Raw genomic sequence first — 14,955 nt, forward strand, 5'->3', positions numbered from 1 at the left:
AATATATTTTCCTTCTTATAATTCTGTTTTTAATACAGCACCGTTTGATGCATTAGAGACGAGCAACTGATAACGTTTCAGCCATTTTGATTTTACTTCATTTTTATAAGGAACATAATGGTCTTTTCTTCTTGCAAGTTCTTCGCCGTCTACATTTAACTGTAAGATGTGTTTGTCCACATCAAGTTCTATCTCATCACCGTCTTCTATCAATGCGATCAGTCCGCCCTCGGCAGCTTCAGGAGAAACATGCCCGATGGAAGCCCCTTTGGTAGCGCCAGAAAAACGCCCGTCGGTAATAAGCGCAACACTCTCGCCAAGCCCCATACCCTGAATAAGTGCCGTCGGGGCAAGCATCTCCTGCATACCGGGACCGCCTTTTGGACCCTCATAGCGAATCACTACAATATTGCCGGGTTTGACTTTGTGCGCCATAATTCCGTCTATTGCTTCTTGCTGTGAATTAAAACAGATAGCCGTACCTTTAAAGTGTCTCATAGAGTCTACAATGCCGGCTGCTTTAATAACCGCACCCTCAGTCGCAAGGTTTCCAAATAAAATCGAGAGCCCGCCAACAGGAGAGTAGGCATTTTCATTTGTATGAATAATGTTTGTATCTTTTATCTCGGCATCTTTAATTCTCTCGCCGATAGTTTCACCGGTAACAGTCAGTGCATCAAGATGCAAGACATCATTGCCTCTGTTGGAAACCTCTTTCATTACCGCATTGACGCCGCCCGCATCATCTATATCTTTCATGTGAACAGTTGTTAATGACGGAGAAATCTTTGCAATGTGTGCAACTTTTTCTGCAATTGCATTAATATTTTCTATTTTAAAATCAACATCTGCCTCTTTGGCAATGGCAAGCATATGCAGTACGGTATTTGAACTTCCGCCCATAGCCATATCTACGGTAAATGCATTATGCACTGCTTTTTCATTCAAAATATTTTTAAAATTGTATTTTTCGTTATTTTCCATTTTTGCAAGCTCGACAATACGTTTTGCCGCTTTTTTCACCATTGCAATCCGCTCAGGTGTCATGGCTAAAACAGTTCCGTTACCAGGCAATGCGATTCCCATCGCCTCACAGAGAGTATTCATAGAGTTTGCTGTAAACATACCCGAACAGCTTCCGCCGGAAGGACAGGCTTCACACTCTATCTCATACAGCTCCTCATCCGTCATATTACCCTCGGCATGCTGACCGACTGCCTCAAATGCAGTTGCAAGGTCAATCGGCGTACCGTCTTTTTTGTGTCCCGCAGCCATAGGCCCACCGGAGACAAAAATAGTAGGAACATTCACACGGAGTGCCCCTATAATCATACCCGGAACAATTTTGTCACAGTTAGGGATACAAATCATCGCATCAAGTTTGTGCGCATTCATAACAGTTTCAATAGAATCCGCAATAATTTCACGTGACGGCAAAGAGTAAAGCATACCGTCATGCCCCATGGCAATACCGTCATCAACACCGATTGTGTTAAATACAAATGGCACACCGCCTGCTTCACGGATGGCCTCTTTTACTATTTCACCATATTCATGCAAGAAAAAGTGTCCTGGAATAATGTCAATATAAGAGTTTGCAATTCCGATAAACGGTTTGTCAAAATCTTCATCTTTTAGACCGGTAGCACGCAACAATGAACGGTGAGGCGCCTTATCAAAGCCCTTTTTGATTATATCACTTCTCATAAAAAATCCCTGTATAGTAGTTTACATCTTAAAATATGAATGCGATTATAGCACTTTTTTACTATTTTTAACTAAAAACTCTTTACAAAGCAAAAAAAAAAAGCTATAATTCCGGCTCACTTACAAATTGTAAACTGAAATTGCGGGAATAGCTCAGTGGTAGAGCACAACCTTGCCAAGGTTGGGGTCGCGAGTTCGAACCTCGTTTCCCGCTCCATTTAATTTAAGATTGTTAAACTGTGGTACACTCAATATATTGCCCGGGTGGCGAAATCGGTAGACGCAGGGGACTTAAAATCCCCCGGTAGCAATACTGTGCCGGTTCAAGTCCGGCCCCGGGCACCACTGATAATTAACTGAAACTGGTGCCATCGCCAAGTGGTAAGGCCGCAGCCTGCAAAGCTGCTATCCCCAGTTCAAATCTGGGTGGCACCTCCAGTTTTTTAATCATAACTACAAATGTGGATCTTTGGCAGAGTTGGTCGAATGCACCGGTCTTGAAAACCGGCGAGGGTAACACCTCCCAGGGTTCGAATCCCTGAGGGTCCACCATTTATAAAATCAAAAAACATTTACGATACTTACAAATATATATGGGGCATTAGCTCAGCTGGGAGAGCGCTTCGCTGGCAGCGAAGAGGTCAGCGGTTCGATCCCGCTATGCTCCACCATCACATATTCGTTTTGTCCATCAAATTCCTTATTTATCATTTTATGCTAAAATAAAAACATGAATTTTTATAAGAAACTATTATTATTGCCCTTACTGTCAATTTCTCTGTATGCCAACTATTGGGATGATTACAATCTTTTTGCAGAGTATATGGGATATGAAAGAGATTACAACAAAGCTGTTAACATTGCCAAAAAAGAGAATAAAGACCTTCTTGTAATTCTGGTAAGTGACGGATGTCCTTTTTGTCATCGTCTGGTAGATACTATTTTAATAAAAAAAGATATACGAGACTATATCAACAAAAAGTATATAAAGCTTATAATAAATCGCGATACAGATAAAAATATTCCCAAAAAACTTATCAGACCTTTTTCACCGGTTACCTATATTATAGATGCACCCAGTGGACAGATTATTGATGAGATTGACGGCTGGCAGGAAGAGGAAAACTACTTATGGCACCTTTAATGAAATTTTTTGCTTTCAGTGCACTTGCTTTATTTGTACTTCTTACCGGATGTGCCCAGCCAAAAAACCTTTCCTATGCACAACAGATACAAGAAAGAACAAAGTATTACTCTTCACTCAGTGAAGAAGAACAAATCAAAGCGGTTACACAATACTGGTGGAAAATACAATTTATAAAAGCCCCTTCGTATAAGGTACAAAAAGCAGCACTGGAAACCTCTCCAAGAGCTATTGAAGAGATTGAAAATCCAACGAAAGAGATTCAGATTCTTGCAGTAAACAAGATTATGAAAGACGGCAGCTTTAACATAGCATTAACAAAACTGATTGAATCATTTGACGAAGAAGCACAAATAGTCGCAGTAAGACATAATCCGCAAATCATTAAATTTATCACTTACCCTTCAGAAAAAGTGCAATTAGAAGCAGTGAAACTCAATCCATTTGTTATCAAAAATATTATTAATGCGACACAAAAAGCAAAACAGGAAGCAGTCAAACGCAACCCGAGAGTTGCAAAGTTTTTACGCTGAAAGATGTAAAAAGCGCACTGCAAAATAACGACACAAGGAGGGACCTCCCCTCCCCTATTGCATATTAAAACCTAGAAGTCAAAACGATAGGCTTCATCTTCTTCTACAATGCGGTTTCCTGAACCTTCAGGCGCATAAGGATAAAGTGTTGCAGAAGCCGGTCCCACATCAACAGAATCGTTATATTTTATATTTTCTGTATAGCGCGAAACATCTGTTCTCCATGGTGAATCTTCCGGAAGCATTTGTTTTGCGTAAGTATCTACCGCATCTGCAAGTTTTGACCACTGAATCCATGAACCGTCATACATGTGTGTTTTGTATCCTAAAATCTCATACGATGCAAAAGTCACAAGCGATGCACGGGTACCTGTTCTGCAGTATGTATATACATCACTGTCACGCTTTACGCCTAATTTTCTAAATGTTCTTTTAAGTTCTCTTTTTGAGAGAAAAGTCATCGATGCATCACGCTCATCGACTATGCCGTCACCATTAAGATCTTTGACAAAGTCTTGAGTGTTAATAACACTGCGGTATTCGAGATTAACAGCACCTCTGATATGTCCTTCAAACGCGGAATAGCACTGCTTATCATGATTTACACCACACTCTTTTGTTTCTGTTTTGCTTCTTTTAACTTCGATTTCAGCATTGTATTCAGCCGCACTTCTGCCATCAATAATAACATCAGATTTTTGGTTTGCATCAACTACATTCATTATATCTTCCATACTGGCAAACAATGAGAAGTTTGGTTGGGTAGGCAGTGTTTTTATAGATTCAAAGTTCTGGCGCTGTGCCGGTGCACGACCGCTTTTTGCGTCACCAAAATCAAGTTTTCCGCCCGGAGCCATCAAATACTCAGACCCCATCTCTGTAAACATTGACTCTTTGCTCGTTACACCCGCTCTTTTTATACGAGGGTTTAACTCAGGATCAAACATATACATTGCCGTTCCGTTCATTAATGAAACATGATCCTCTTTCATTCCCCAATAACTCATTGTCCACAAAAAGCGTGATGCCAGTGCCATATTCTGAGGATCATCTGATGCGACTACAACCAAAAGCATATCTTCATTCGGATTGATATCGTATGCCCAAAAAGCACCGTCCATACCTGTCATACCGCCTGAAAAAATCGGCATAGGAATATCAGAAATTCCGTCATTGCGAATATCGCCTGTTGTAGTACACCCTGCTGTTCTGTCAAAAGTAAATACATGCACATCGTCATGCTTCACAAATGGTTTGCTTCCCGGCAAAAGTCCTACCTGCATCACAAACAGGCGCCCGTTCACACCTGCTGGTTTATTTGCTTCCCAGTCATTAATCCACTTTGCAGCAACGTCTGCATTTACAAGACCGTACTCATTATCTTTATAACTTTTTTGATCGTGGTTCAAACCCCTTACAACTTTTATAGAATGCCCTTTTTTAGAAACTCTGTCAAAAAAGTTTGAAAAAGTACCTGCTTCAAGTGATACAGCCAAAGTTGCTGCAACCAGTATAAGTGATGTTTTGTTCATTTTTACTCCATATTTTAAAAATTTACCGTAACTGTATCACGAAAATATAATTTTTATAATTTTTTGATGTTATAATATAAATTAATAATAAAAGTGAGTAAAAATTACACACTGGCAAAAGCAGTATCAGTTTTTATAAACATTTAAATAAGAAAAAATTATTTGGATAAAATGCTATAATACTCTATATGATAAACCTACCGATACATGACGTCTTAGAAGATGTAAAAAAATCACTGCAAAATAATAACAGGCTTGTTTTACAGGCTCCTCCCGGGGCAGGAAAAAGCACTGTTGTGCCTATCTCTTTGCTTGATGAAGCCTGGCTTGGAAACAAAATGATCATTATGCTTGAGCCGCGGCGCGTGGCTGCCCGGATGGTTGCTTCGCAAATGGCGAAACTTCTGGGTGAACCACTTGGAGAGCGTGTGGGCTATCAGATAAAAATGGACAGTGTTTATTCAAAAAACACCAAAATTCTGGTTGTTACCGAAGCTGTTTTAGTACGCAAACTCCAAAGCAATCAGACTTTGGATGATGTAGTTATGATTGTTTTTGATGAGTTTCATGAACGCAGTATTCACACTGATTTGTCCCTTGCGCTGTCTTTGCAGGTACAGGAACTCTTACGTGATGAGTTGAAAATCCTGATTATGTCCGCCACACTCAATGCAAACGAAATCTCCTCCCTGCTCAGTGATGTTCCCGTGATAACTTCAAAAGGGAAAAGATATGATGTACAAAATATATATCTTGACATCAAAACAAAACAACCTGACGCACGCTCTTTGAATGCTTTGCTTCTCAAAACGACACTGCAGGCATTAAAAAAGCATACAGGAGATATTTTAGTCTTTTTGCCAGGAGTCAAAGAGATAAAAAATTTGCAAAATGCACTTCTTAATACCGTTAGCAAAGATCTCCTCATTGTACCGCTCTACTCTTCACTCTCAAAAAAAGAACAGGACAGGGCACTCTCCTCCTCCTCAAAACGAAAAATCATACTCAGTACAAACATTGCACAGACATCTCTGACCATAGAGGGCGTGACAGTCGTGATAGACTCGGGTCTGGAGAAGCTCTCACACTACAACCATGCCAATGCGATGAATCATTTGGAAATGTCCTTTGTCTCAGAAGATGCCGCCGTTCAAAGAGCAGGCAGAGCCGGAAGGCTCTCAAACGGAGTCTGCTACAGGCTGTGGCATGCATCAAAAATACTGCAACCGTCCACAAAACCCGAAATACTCCGGACGGATTTAAGCTCACTGATGCTGGATTTGGCTTTATGGGGTGTTGATGACTTTTGCGAACTGAAATTTTTGGATATTCCGCATCCCGACACTACTCAAAAAACAAAAAAAATTTTACAGGCGCTCGCAATGCTTGATACTTCTTTCAAAATCACCGCTTTTGGCAGAGATGCTCTGAGTCTGGGACTGCATCCAAGATTTTCCTATATGATTTTAAAAGCAAATGATTTGGGCTTTGCCTATGAAGCCTGTCTGCTGGCCTCACTTTTGGGAGAAAAAGATATTTTTAAAATGCATCAAAAGAGAGTGACATACTGCCGCGATATATACATCTTATTGAGCAAGACTTCAACAGTAGCTATATCCATACATTCAGAGCCAAAGAAGTACTCCGCGAAGCAGAGTTTTTTTATAAAAAACTCAAATATATCAAACAGGTACACAAAAAAAACAGTTCACTTGACAAAGATATACTCGGGGTACTGCTCCTTTTTGCCTACCCTGACAGACTCGCTAGACGGCGAGACAGCAACAGTAACAAATACATACTCAGCAACGCAAAAGGCGCCATGCTTCATGACGAAGACACTTTGCGCAATGAAGAGTACCTGGTTGTGGCAAATCTTCATGCACATGCCAAAGACTCACTTATAAATCTGGCACTGAGTGTAACAATGACGCAGATTGAGCACTACTTTTCTTCCTTTATGCACACCAAACAAACAATAAACTACAATAAAGAGAACAAGAAGTTTGACATAAGAGAAGAGACTTACTTTTTAAAACTGCTCCTTTTTGCAAAACCGATACAGGTTGCAAAAGGGCAAGATTTTCAAAAGCTGCTTACAGAGTTAATAAAAAAAGAGGGTCTGGAACTTTTGACATGGAGCAAAAAAGCTGTAAAATTCAAAGAAAGAGTCAATTTTTTACACCATCATCAAGAGTTTGCAGACTTTAGTGATACAGCGCTGCTTGAGAGACTTGACCTTTGGCTGGAGCCTCATCTTGACAACATTGCAAGCATAAAAGAGTTGGAAAGTTTAGATATTTATGCGCTGTTACGCTCACTCTTGACATGGGAACAGCAGCAGCTTTTGGACACCAGGTACCCCAAAGTATTACAGTACCAAGCGGTTCAAGTATTCATATAGATTACACCGACGTTCACAAACCCTCTTTACATGTAAAGATACAAGAAGTGTTCGGACTTCATGAAACACCCAAAGTGTTAAACGGCACACTCCCTTTACAGATGCATCTCCTCACACCCGCTATGCGACCCATACAAATCACTTATGATTTAAAAAGCTTTTGGGAGAACTCTTATGCCGAGGTCGCAAAAGAGTTACGGGGAAAATACAAAAGGCATTATTGGCCGCAAAATCCTTTTGAAGCTGTTGCTACGAGTAAAACGAAAAAACATATGTACGGACAATGAAATATTGTTTTAGGTTATTTGTGATAATATTACAGTATGTATAAAATAATAATTCTCATCTTCTCTTTTTATGTTACTTTGCTAACGGCAAATGAGCCTATTACACCTTTACCGCAAAGTGTACAGGTCAATCAGGCAAAGGCAAAACTCGGTCAAGCGCTCTTTTTTGATCCTATTTTATCGCATGATAATACTATCAGCTGTGCAAGCTGCCACGACTTACACAATGGCGGAGATGACGGGTTAAAATTCTCTTTTGGTATTCAAGGGCAAGAAGGCTCAGTGAATGCACCTACTGTTTATAATGCTGTTTTTAATTTTCGACAGTTTTGGGACGGTCGGGCAAAAAATCTGCAGGAACAGGCCATTGGACCTATTGAAAATCCTGTTGAAATGGGTTCTAGCTTTGAAGAGATCATACCAAAACTCAAAAAAAGCAAATACAAAAAACTTTTTGATGCAATTTATAATGACGGTATTACCAAAAATAATATTACAGATGCCATCGCGGAATATGAAAAAACACTCATCACGCCAAACTCCCGCTTTGACAGATATCTCAGGGGTGACAAAAGTGCTCTCACTCAAAAAGAAAAAGAGGGATATGAACTTTTTAAGTCAAAGGGGTGTGTAAGCTGCCATCACGGAGAGAACATTGGCGGCAATCTTTATAACAAATTTGGTATCTTCAATGAATCAAATTCCGAGTGGCTGGGAAGATACAATATTACCCATAAAGAGCGGGACAAATACTTTTTTAAAGTCCCCTCGCTTCGAAATATTGCAAGGACGGCACCCTATTTCCATGACGGGCGTACCTATGATTTGAAAAAAGCGGTAGAAATTATGTCTCAGTATCAACTCGGTCGTCACATTACAAAAGAGGAGATTGCGAAAATAACTGCTTTTTTACAGTCTCTCAACGGTGAACTTCCTAAAAATATTGAGCCAGAATGATAGAAAAGTTAAAGCATACCGATAAAACTACATTCATACTCTTTGTTTTCATCCTTTTTGTTTTTATAATGTTTGTAAACGGCTACAAAATCAAAGAAAACATGAGTCATTTTTCACTCCAAAGCAATAAAATAACCCAACTGCAACTTATAGACAGAGAACTCAATGACTTTACATTCACTGCAAATAAATTCACAAATTATGATACAGTTGACCAGCAAAAAAAACAATTTGAGAAAATTTTAAAAAGCCTGCGTCAGGATATGCAAAAATACAATAAAAATACTGCACCTCTTTTAGAAAAAATTGCACAAAATTTTCAAAAAAAAGCTGATGATTTAGAATACTTCAAAGCACAAAACTCTGCTCTTATAAACAGCTCCCATTTTCTTTTTGATCTGCATACGACAATTTCCAATGCTGCTGATATTTCTCTTCAGGCAAAAACCTTACAAATGAGCTCTTTTTTATATCTTGCGATATGCTTCAAGTGAATATATAGATAAAAAAACCATACAAAAAAAGCTTCATGAACTTAAAATAATTGCCCGCAATAAAAACAGTCAATATCTTTATACTTTTTATATGCACGCAAAAGTAATGCTCCAAACACTCCAATCACTCAAAGAGGTTTCACAAGAAGTACAGACAAATCCGCTTTACAGGCAACTCGAAGCACTCAAGCGTCATATAACACTTGACTATGAAAAAGACTTGCAGCACCAGACATGGCTGATGATAGTATTTTTCCTTGTAACTGTTTCGATTTTATTTGTACTTATTTTTCACATCTTCAGTCAAACAAAACAAAAAAAGAACTTTTGGCATTTAAATATGCCATAGAACACAGTGACAACATTGTGGTCATCACAGATGCCCAAAGAAATATCGTCTATGTCAACGAAACATTTGAAAAAACAACAAAATACAAAGCAAAGAAGTACTGGGACAAAATCCAAGAATCTTAAAATCAGATATTCAGGACCCGGCTCTCTATGAAGAACTCAATGCAAAACTTGCCAAAGGGGAAAAATGGGAGGGACAGTTTATCAACAAACGAAAAGACGGCTCTCTTTTATACGAAAAGGCTTCCATCGTTCCGATTTTTCTTCAAGGCAAGCTCGTCAACTACATTGCCTTAAAACTTGACATCACAGAGTATATAGAAAAAAACCAGCAACTCGCCCAGGCAGCCAGTGTTTTTGAAAATACAGAAGAATCCATCATCATAACAGACGCAGAGGGAAGGATTATTTCCATTAACAGTGCTTTTACAAACATATACGGGTATACCCTTACTGAGGTCAAAGGGAAAAGTCTTAAATTTTTACACTCGGGAGTACAGGATACAAGTTTTTACAAAGATCTTTGGAATCAACTGATAGAACACGGTATATGGAAAGGAAAATTTGTCAATAAAACCAAAAACGGTGAACTGATTCCTCTTTGGTCAACAATTAAAAAAATCACAAACTCCAAAGGCGATGTTCTCAACTATACTGCAGTGCAGACCGACCTCAGAGAGATAGAGACTTCACAGGCAAAAGCGGATTATCTTGCCTATCATGATGCGCTCACAGGACTTTCCAATCGTGTCAACTTTGAAGAGTATTTGCAACATGCACTCATAATAAGCAAAAGAAACAAGGATATTTTAGCTGTATTGTTTATAGACCTGGACCGTTTTAAAGTCATTAATGATACACTCGGGCATGACATAGGAGATGAAGTTTTAAAAACTGTTGCTTCAAGACTGAAAACGACACTCAGAGAAAGTGACTTTATTTCCCGTTGGGGCGGTGACGAATTTGTTATAATTTTGGAAAACCTGACACTTGCAAGCGATGCGGCAATAGTCGCTCAAAACATTATAAAAAACCTTGAAGAACCCATACATGTAAATGAGCACTCGCTTATCACTACGGCAAGTATCGGTATAGCCGTTTATCCGCAAAACGGAGAAGATTCCCAGACACTCATAAAACATGCCGACAGTGCGATGTATCTTGCCAAAGAGTCAGGAAAAAACAACTTCCGCTACTACACACAAGAACTTTCACGCAACATACAGCACAGACTCGACATTGACATGGCACTTCGTAACGCTTTGCAAAACAATGAACTTTTTATGGTTTTTCAACCACAATACAGACTCAAAACAAAAACCATCCACTCTGTTGAAGCTCTTGTCCGATGGAAAAATCCAAAACTTGGCAATGTTGCCCCTGACAAATTTATTCCTGTCGCCGAAGAAAACGGTACGATTATCCCACTTGGGTACTTCGTCTTTGAAGAGTCCTGCAAAGCATTTAAGCAAATGAAAGAAGCAAACATTCACATACACTACATTGCTATCAATGTCTCCAGTTTGCAGTTTAAAGAAGCCAATCTTTTGGAAACTTTTTTAGCCATAGCGGCAAGACACAATGTCCAACCGCATGAGATAGAGATTGAAATCACTGAACGCTTCATAATGGAACACACCGTTGCCAATTTGAATATTTTGCAAAACTTCAGAAACTATGGATTTAAAATTTCAATCGATGACTTCGGTACAGGGTACTCCTCTATGTCCTATCTCAAACAACTCCCCACCGATACCATTAAAATAGACAAATCTTTTGTCGATGACATAGCCAACGGCAGTTCGGACAATGTCATCATCGAAGCAATTATAGCGCTTTCAAAAACACTCGAATATATGATAGTTGCCGAAGGCATCGAAACACAGGATCAGGAAGAGTTTCTGGCTGAAGCAAACTGTGATTTTGGACAGGGTTATCTTTTTTCACGACCGGTTACATGTAAAGAGATTATTGAAAGATTCTCTGAAAAGATTCTGTAAATATTTTTTAACTGGCAAGCTCACTGTATAAAAAATATCTGTTTTTTCCGGATTCCTTGGCTTTGTACATTGCCGCATCTGCTTTCTTCTTTAATTCATGTGCAGACAAAGAATCATTCGGATAAAGTGAAACACCTATACTTGCAGAAAGATTTATATGCTCATTTGGACAATTTTTTTGAAGATTTGCAACAAGTTTGTCTAATCGGTCTTTTAATTCATTTTTTGTCTCATATGTCACAATACAAACAAATTCATCTCCGCCCAAACGAGAGGTAAAATCAGTTATCTGCTCTATTCTTTTGGATGCTTCCACTAAAACTTTATCGCCGGTGAGGTGTCCAAAAGAGTCATTTATCTCTTTAAAGCCGTCCAAATCTACAAATATCAACGCAAAGTTTTTGCCTTTTAAATATTGATATAAAACTTCGTCAAATAAAAATCTGTTTGGAAGACCTGTCAAGGGATCATGTGTCGCTTTGTAGTTGAATGTTTTCACATCGCTATGAAGTTTTTGCAGCAATTTGAAAAAATACAGAGGAATAACCAGATAAGCAATAAACCAGCCAAAACCGAGTGCTCTGTTTTGTATCCAAAATGGGCTGGTGTTGAGCAGAACAAGCCAGGTAATTAAAACTATACCATAGGTGACAAATCCTATCTTTTCTCCATACCGTACTCCGTACCCTATACAAAACCATAACAGCAAAGCAGGAAAATATGCCGAAAGCGGTCCTGTCAGGTACATAACATAACCAGTTGCTGTTGTTTCAACAAAGCTCATAAAAACAATTCGTTGGTTCTGGAGAAAATAGGGATATTTGTAAACTATAAACATATATACGGCAATTAAACTCAGCATCAAAACAGGAAACAGCATAATATACTTATAGACTTCAACACTAAGCGCATGCTCAACAAAAGTATAATACGTAATGGCAATAACCGATACAGCAATAAAAAAAAGACGAAAATAGGTCTGTATATATTCATTGTGAACATACTGTTTTTGCAGATCTGTATTCAATCTTAGCCCCTTAAAGAAAAATATGCTTCAAAATCTTGAGCACTCAACGGTTTGGAAATATAATACCCCTGTATCATATCACAGCCATTCTTTTTAAGCCATTCAAGTTGCTCTTTGCTCTCAACACCTTCTGCCAAAGTTGTAACATTTAAAACCTTTGCCATCTCAATTATAATCTTTACAATTTCTCGCTCTTTGTCGCTTTGTATAATTTTATCAATAAAAGACTTGTCTATTTTAAGTGTATCAAATTCCATTTGCGTTATTTGAGACAGTGAAGAGTGTGCTATTCCAAAATCATCAATCTCTACAGATATGCCAAGCTGTTTCATAACCTGCAAAAATTTTTCTGCTGCCGCATAATTTTGTACCGCTGTTCTTTCTGTAATTTCAATTGCTATACTCTTATTGTTCAGGCCATACTTTGTCATGGTCTCTTCAAAAAAATCCAGAAATTCTTCACTCTCTACATCATAAGAAGAAATATTGACAGCAACCGTTACATGCAAACCTTTTTTTTGCCAGATCTGCTGCTGCTTTGCAACATTTGTTATAACAATCTTTGTGATTTTTTTAATAAGCCCAAGCTCTTCTGCGACATGTATCATATACTCCGGCACTATCTGCTTATTGTTTTTATCTTTAAGCCTGATAAGTGCTTCACAGTGCAGAATTTTTTCTGTTTTTACATCTGTTACAGGCTGATAATGCAGCACAAAGGCATTATTTTCTATTGCATCAATGAGTACTGTTTCCGTCTCAATGTATGTACTTAACGTCTCTTTCATTTTAGGCTCATATACTGCTATCTCTTGTTTGTGTTTGCTTGCATAAGAGAGTGCCGTCATCGCTAAATCTCTTACTTCTAAGCTGTTTTCGCTGTCTTGAGGGTATTTTGCTATGCCGAATCTGCAACTGACGGGAATGTGCCTTTGCTTGACAAAAATACTATGTGCACACTGGTTGGCTATTTTCTTGGCAATTTTTTTGAGCTGGTTCACATCTTTAATAAAAAGACAAAATTTATCACCTGCAAGATGATAAACAGAGTCGGTGACTGCCAAACTCTCTTTCATTATATCCGCCACCGCACAAAGTACTTTATTTCCAAATGAAAAGCCATACAGAAGGTTAATATTTGAAAAAGAACGTATATTGATAATCAGCAGAGCAAAAGGCTCTTTATACTTTTTTAGTTTTTTTCTAAGCGCGTTATCATTAGGATAATCGCAAAGAAACTCATGGTAGGTCAGATAATTCAGTTTTCTTGCATCCCTAAGAGCCTTCAGCCCGGTTTCCACATTGTTTTTAAACATATTTAAAATACCCTCAAAAACTTCCGGTTTTGTTATTTTGGCTTGAAAATAAAAAACAATTTTTAAAACTTCTTCTGCATAAGCAACTTTCAGATGTTTTTGCATGACAAAATCTTTTATATCATTCTCGGGATAACGGTATTTCTTTCCTGACTTTCGTGTTAAAACAACCTGCTCACAAAATTCACTCTCAACAAAATGTTTGCATATACAAAACAGGATCCGTTCTTCATCGCTTTGTGTAATAAAATGTTGATTGATTTCAGCTATTGCCTGATTTGCAAATTCATGGAGTTTCAGTACGGTTATTTCATTCCAAAAACCTAAAATATCTAGAATCATATCACCGTGATTCAGATTTACAAGCCTGTCATCAATCCAGATATAAGAGCCGTCTTTGCATACTATTCGGTACTGGTGTTGCATATACTTGTTTGCAACAAGAGCCTTCTGCGCTTTGAGCATTCTGTCTCTGTCTGCTTCATAAATATGTTCCTGCCACCAAAATAAATTTGATTCTGCTTCTTTAGAAGTAAAACCTGTTAACTTTTTTATAGCCTTTGAAACAGTTACCTGAAAACTTTTGTCTTTAAATATACGTACTTTATAGGCCACAATCGGCAAATAGTGCAGCAACTCAGAAAACTCTTCTTTTATCTCTTTAAACTTTGTATTGTCTATAAACCAGATAATACCTGCCGGTTTGCCTTTGTAGACAATAGTCTGCGAAACGGCAATAACATCTAAAATGACACCTTTTACATTTAATCTCAGTTCGTAGTTTTTGATACCGGTATCTTTGCTTATGAGGTCTTTGCGAACATGCTGCGGGGTACTTTTGTCAAGGAGCATCTCTGGAGTATAGGAAAAAAGCTCTTTTGCGTCTATTTTAAAATGCTGCAGTGTGTAGTTGTTTGCATAGACAATATTGGGCTGATATATAAAAATACCTATCGGCACACTGTTGAGTACAAATTTAAGGATTTTTAAATTATCCTGTATGGTACCTATCAGATTTTCAAATTCCTGTTCTACAAATTTTGGCAAAATTTCTGCTTTACTGTTTTCAATCATTTGTTGCATGCTCTATGGATTGTTTTCATCTTTATTGCAAAAAATACAGCTAAACAGCGTTTCCGCTTTTCTAGTAATGTCATAATCCGTATCCAAAAAACACAAGGTTGTGCATTCTAAGATAAATTT

The 14,955-nt window shown here is 38.2% G+C and carries 15 protein-coding genes, 5 tRNA genes and 1 pseudogene; 16 read left to right on the forward strand and 5 right to left on the reverse strand.

Annotation, left to right across the window (positions count from 1 at the left end; translation table 11 throughout):
- Positions 1 to 15: 15 nt before the first annotated feature.
- On the reverse strand, positions 16 to 1,707 hold the full coding sequence (gene ilvD / locus MLC44_RS12360) for a dihydroxy-acid dehydratase (RefSeq protein WP_434657594.1): 1,692 nt from the start codon (positions 1,705 to 1,707) through the stop codon (positions 16 to 18).
- A gap of 142 nt (positions 1,708 to 1,849) precedes the next feature.
- Here ilvD and MLC44_RS12365 point away from each other — a divergent pair.
- From MLC44_RS12365 to MLC44_RS12395, 7 genes are all read left to right on the forward strand, one after another.
- Positions 1,850 to 1,924, forward strand: a tRNA-Gly gene (locus tag MLC44_RS12365).
- A gap of 41 nt (positions 1,925 to 1,965) precedes the next feature.
- Positions 1,966 to 2,052 (forward strand) — tRNA-Leu (locus MLC44_RS12370).
- 19 nt (positions 2,053 to 2,071) lie between these two features.
- A tRNA-Cys gene (locus MLC44_RS12375) sits at positions 2,072 to 2,145 on the forward strand.
- A 25-nt stretch (positions 2,146 to 2,170) separates the two neighbouring features.
- Positions 2,171 to 2,259, forward strand: a tRNA-Ser gene (locus MLC44_RS12380).
- A 43-nt stretch (positions 2,260 to 2,302) separates the two neighbouring features.
- Positions 2,303 to 2,378, forward strand: a tRNA-Ala gene (locus MLC44_RS12385).
- A gap of 86 nt (positions 2,379 to 2,464) precedes the next feature.
- Positions 2,465 to 2,851 carry a thioredoxin fold domain-containing protein gene (locus tag MLC44_RS12390; protein ID WP_346389758.1) on the forward strand — a complete coding sequence of 129 codons (387 nt, stop codon included), beginning with the start codon at positions 2,465 to 2,467 and terminating at the stop codon, positions 2,849 to 2,851.
- Positions 2,839 to 3,384 carry a hypothetical protein gene (locus MLC44_RS12395; RefSeq protein WP_434657597.1) on the forward strand — a complete coding sequence of 182 codons (546 nt, stop codon included), beginning with the start codon at positions 2,839 to 2,841 and terminating at the stop codon, positions 3,382 to 3,384. Before MLC44_RS12390 ends, MLC44_RS12395 begins: the two co-directional genes overlap by 13 nt.
- A 71-nt stretch (positions 3,385 to 3,455) precedes the next feature.
- Here MLC44_RS12395 and MLC44_RS12400 read toward each other — a convergent pair whose 3' ends face one another.
- Positions 3,456 to 4,916: a sulfurtransferase gene (locus MLC44_RS12400; RefSeq protein WP_434580529.1), complete on the reverse strand. Its 1,461-nt coding sequence runs from the start codon at positions 4,914 to 4,916 to the stop codon at positions 3,456 to 3,458.
- A 188-nt stretch (positions 4,917 to 5,104) separates the two neighbouring features.
- On the opposite strand from MLC44_RS12400, the gene MLC44_RS12405 reads away from it, so the two are divergent.
- From MLC44_RS12405 to MLC44_RS12440, 8 genes and pseudogenes are all read left to right on the forward strand, one after another.
- Positions 5,105 to 6,823: a helicase-related protein gene (locus tag MLC44_RS12405; protein ID WP_434657599.1), complete on the forward strand. Its 1,719-nt coding sequence runs from the start codon at positions 5,105 to 5,107 to the stop codon at positions 6,821 to 6,823.
- Entirely contained in the window at positions 6,739 to 7,320 is a 582-nt protein-coding gene (locus tag MLC44_RS12410) for an ATP-dependent helicase C-terminal domain-containing protein (protein ID WP_434657601.1), read from the forward strand. The genes MLC44_RS12405 and MLC44_RS12410 overlap by 85 nt, the downstream gene beginning before the upstream one ends.
- A complete protein-coding gene (locus tag MLC44_RS12415; RefSeq protein ID WP_434657604.1) occupies positions 7,245 to 7,607 on the forward strand; it encodes an ATP-dependent helicase C-terminal domain-containing protein in 363 nt (120 codons plus the stop codon). The genes MLC44_RS12410 and MLC44_RS12415 overlap by 76 nt, the downstream gene beginning before the upstream one ends.
- 36 nt (positions 7,608 to 7,643) lie before the next feature.
- The gene (locus MLC44_RS12420; protein WP_434657606.1) at positions 7,644 to 8,564 is read left to right on the forward strand and encodes a cytochrome-c peroxidase; all 921 of its coding nucleotides are present in this window, start codon (positions 7,644 to 7,646) and stop codon (positions 8,562 to 8,564) included.
- Positions 8,561 to 9,058 (forward strand): DAHL domain-containing protein, encoded by a 498-nt coding sequence (locus MLC44_RS12425; RefSeq protein WP_434657608.1) that lies wholly within the window; start codon positions 8,561 to 8,563, stop codon positions 9,056 to 9,058. Before MLC44_RS12420 ends, MLC44_RS12425 begins: the two co-directional genes overlap by 4 nt.
- Positions 9,039 to 9,407, forward strand: coding sequence for a hypothetical protein (locus tag MLC44_RS12430; RefSeq protein ID WP_434657611.1), 369 nt, complete (start codon positions 9,039 to 9,041; stop codon positions 9,405 to 9,407). The genes MLC44_RS12425 and MLC44_RS12430 overlap by 20 nt, the downstream gene beginning before the upstream one ends.
- Positions 9,386 to 9,532 carry a PAS domain-containing protein gene (locus MLC44_RS12435; protein WP_434657613.1) on the forward strand — a complete coding sequence of 49 codons (147 nt, stop codon included), beginning with the start codon at positions 9,386 to 9,388 and terminating at the stop codon, positions 9,530 to 9,532. Before MLC44_RS12430 ends, MLC44_RS12435 begins: the two co-directional genes overlap by 22 nt.
- Before the next feature lie 8 nt (positions 9,533 to 9,540).
- Positions 9,541 to 9,687 (forward strand): annotated as a pseudogene (locus MLC44_RS12440) (hypothetical protein); the annotation flags it as partial.
- Between the two features lie 5 nt (positions 9,688 to 9,692).
- Here MLC44_RS12440 and MLC44_RS12445 read toward each other — a convergent pair.
- A complete protein-coding gene (locus MLC44_RS12445; protein ID WP_434657615.1) occupies positions 9,693 to 9,845 on the reverse strand; it encodes a hypothetical protein in 153 nt (50 codons plus the stop codon).
- Between MLC44_RS12445 and MLC44_RS12450 the strand changes: the two genes are divergently transcribed.
- Entirely contained in the window at positions 9,817 to 11,409 is a 1,593-nt protein-coding gene (locus MLC44_RS12450) for an EAL domain-containing protein (RefSeq protein ID WP_434658886.1), read from the forward strand. The two genes, MLC44_RS12445 and MLC44_RS12450, sit on opposite strands and share 29 nt — an antisense overlap.
- 7 nt (positions 11,410 to 11,416) lie before the next feature.
- On the opposite strand, the gene MLC44_RS12455 is transcribed toward MLC44_RS12450, so the two are convergent.
- Entirely contained in the window at positions 11,417 to 12,436 is a 1,020-nt protein-coding gene (locus tag MLC44_RS12455) for a GGDEF domain-containing protein (RefSeq protein ID WP_434657617.1), read from the reverse strand.
- Positions 12,437 to 12,438: 2 nt separating this feature from the next.
- Positions 12,439 to 14,826, reverse strand: coding sequence for an EAL domain-containing protein (locus MLC44_RS12460; RefSeq protein WP_434657619.1), 2,388 nt, complete (start codon positions 14,824 to 14,826; stop codon positions 12,439 to 12,441).
- Between the last annotated feature and the right edge of the window lie 129 nt (positions 14,827 to 14,955).

Source organism: Sulfurimonas sp. NW9, assembly GCF_051132275.1.
Taxonomy (GTDB): domain Bacteria; phylum Campylobacterota; class Campylobacteria; order Campylobacterales; family Sulfurimonadaceae; genus Sulfurimonas; species Sulfurimonas hydrogeniphila.

Coding starts and splice junctions, on each gene's coding strand:
- ilvD (WP_434657594.1), bottom strand. CDS start 1,707: ATGAGAAGTGATATAATCAAAAAGGGCTTTGATAAGGCGCCTCACCGT.
- MLC44_RS12395 (WP_434657597.1), top strand. CDS start 2,839: ATGGCACCTTTAATGAAATTTTTTGCTTTCAGTGCACTTGCTTTATTT.
- MLC44_RS12400 (WP_434580529.1), bottom strand. CDS start 4,916: ATGAACAAAACATCACTTATACTGGTTGCAGCAACTTTGGCTGTATCA.
- MLC44_RS12405 (WP_434657599.1), top strand. CDS start 5,105: ATGATAAACCTACCGATACATGACGTCTTAGAAGATGTAAAAAAATCA.
- MLC44_RS12410 (WP_434657601.1), top strand. CDS start 6,739: ATGCTTCATGACGAAGACACTTTGCGCAATGAAGAGTACCTGGTTGTG.
- MLC44_RS12415 (WP_434657604.1), top strand. CDS start 7,245: ATGGGAACAGCAGCAGCTTTTGGACACCAGGTACCCCAAAGTATTACA.
- MLC44_RS12420 (WP_434657606.1), top strand. CDS start 7,644: ATGTATAAAATAATAATTCTCATCTTCTCTTTTTATGTTACTTTGCTA.
- MLC44_RS12425 (WP_434657608.1), top strand. CDS start 8,561: ATGATAGAAAAGTTAAAGCATACCGATAAAACTACATTCATACTCTTT.
- MLC44_RS12445 (WP_434657615.1), bottom strand. CDS start 9,845: ATGTTTGTAAAAGCACTGTTAATGGAAATAATCCTTCCCTCTGCGTCT.
- MLC44_RS12460 (WP_434657619.1), bottom strand. CDS start 14,826: ATGATTGAAAACAGTAAAGCAGAAATTTTGCCAAAATTTGTAGAACAG.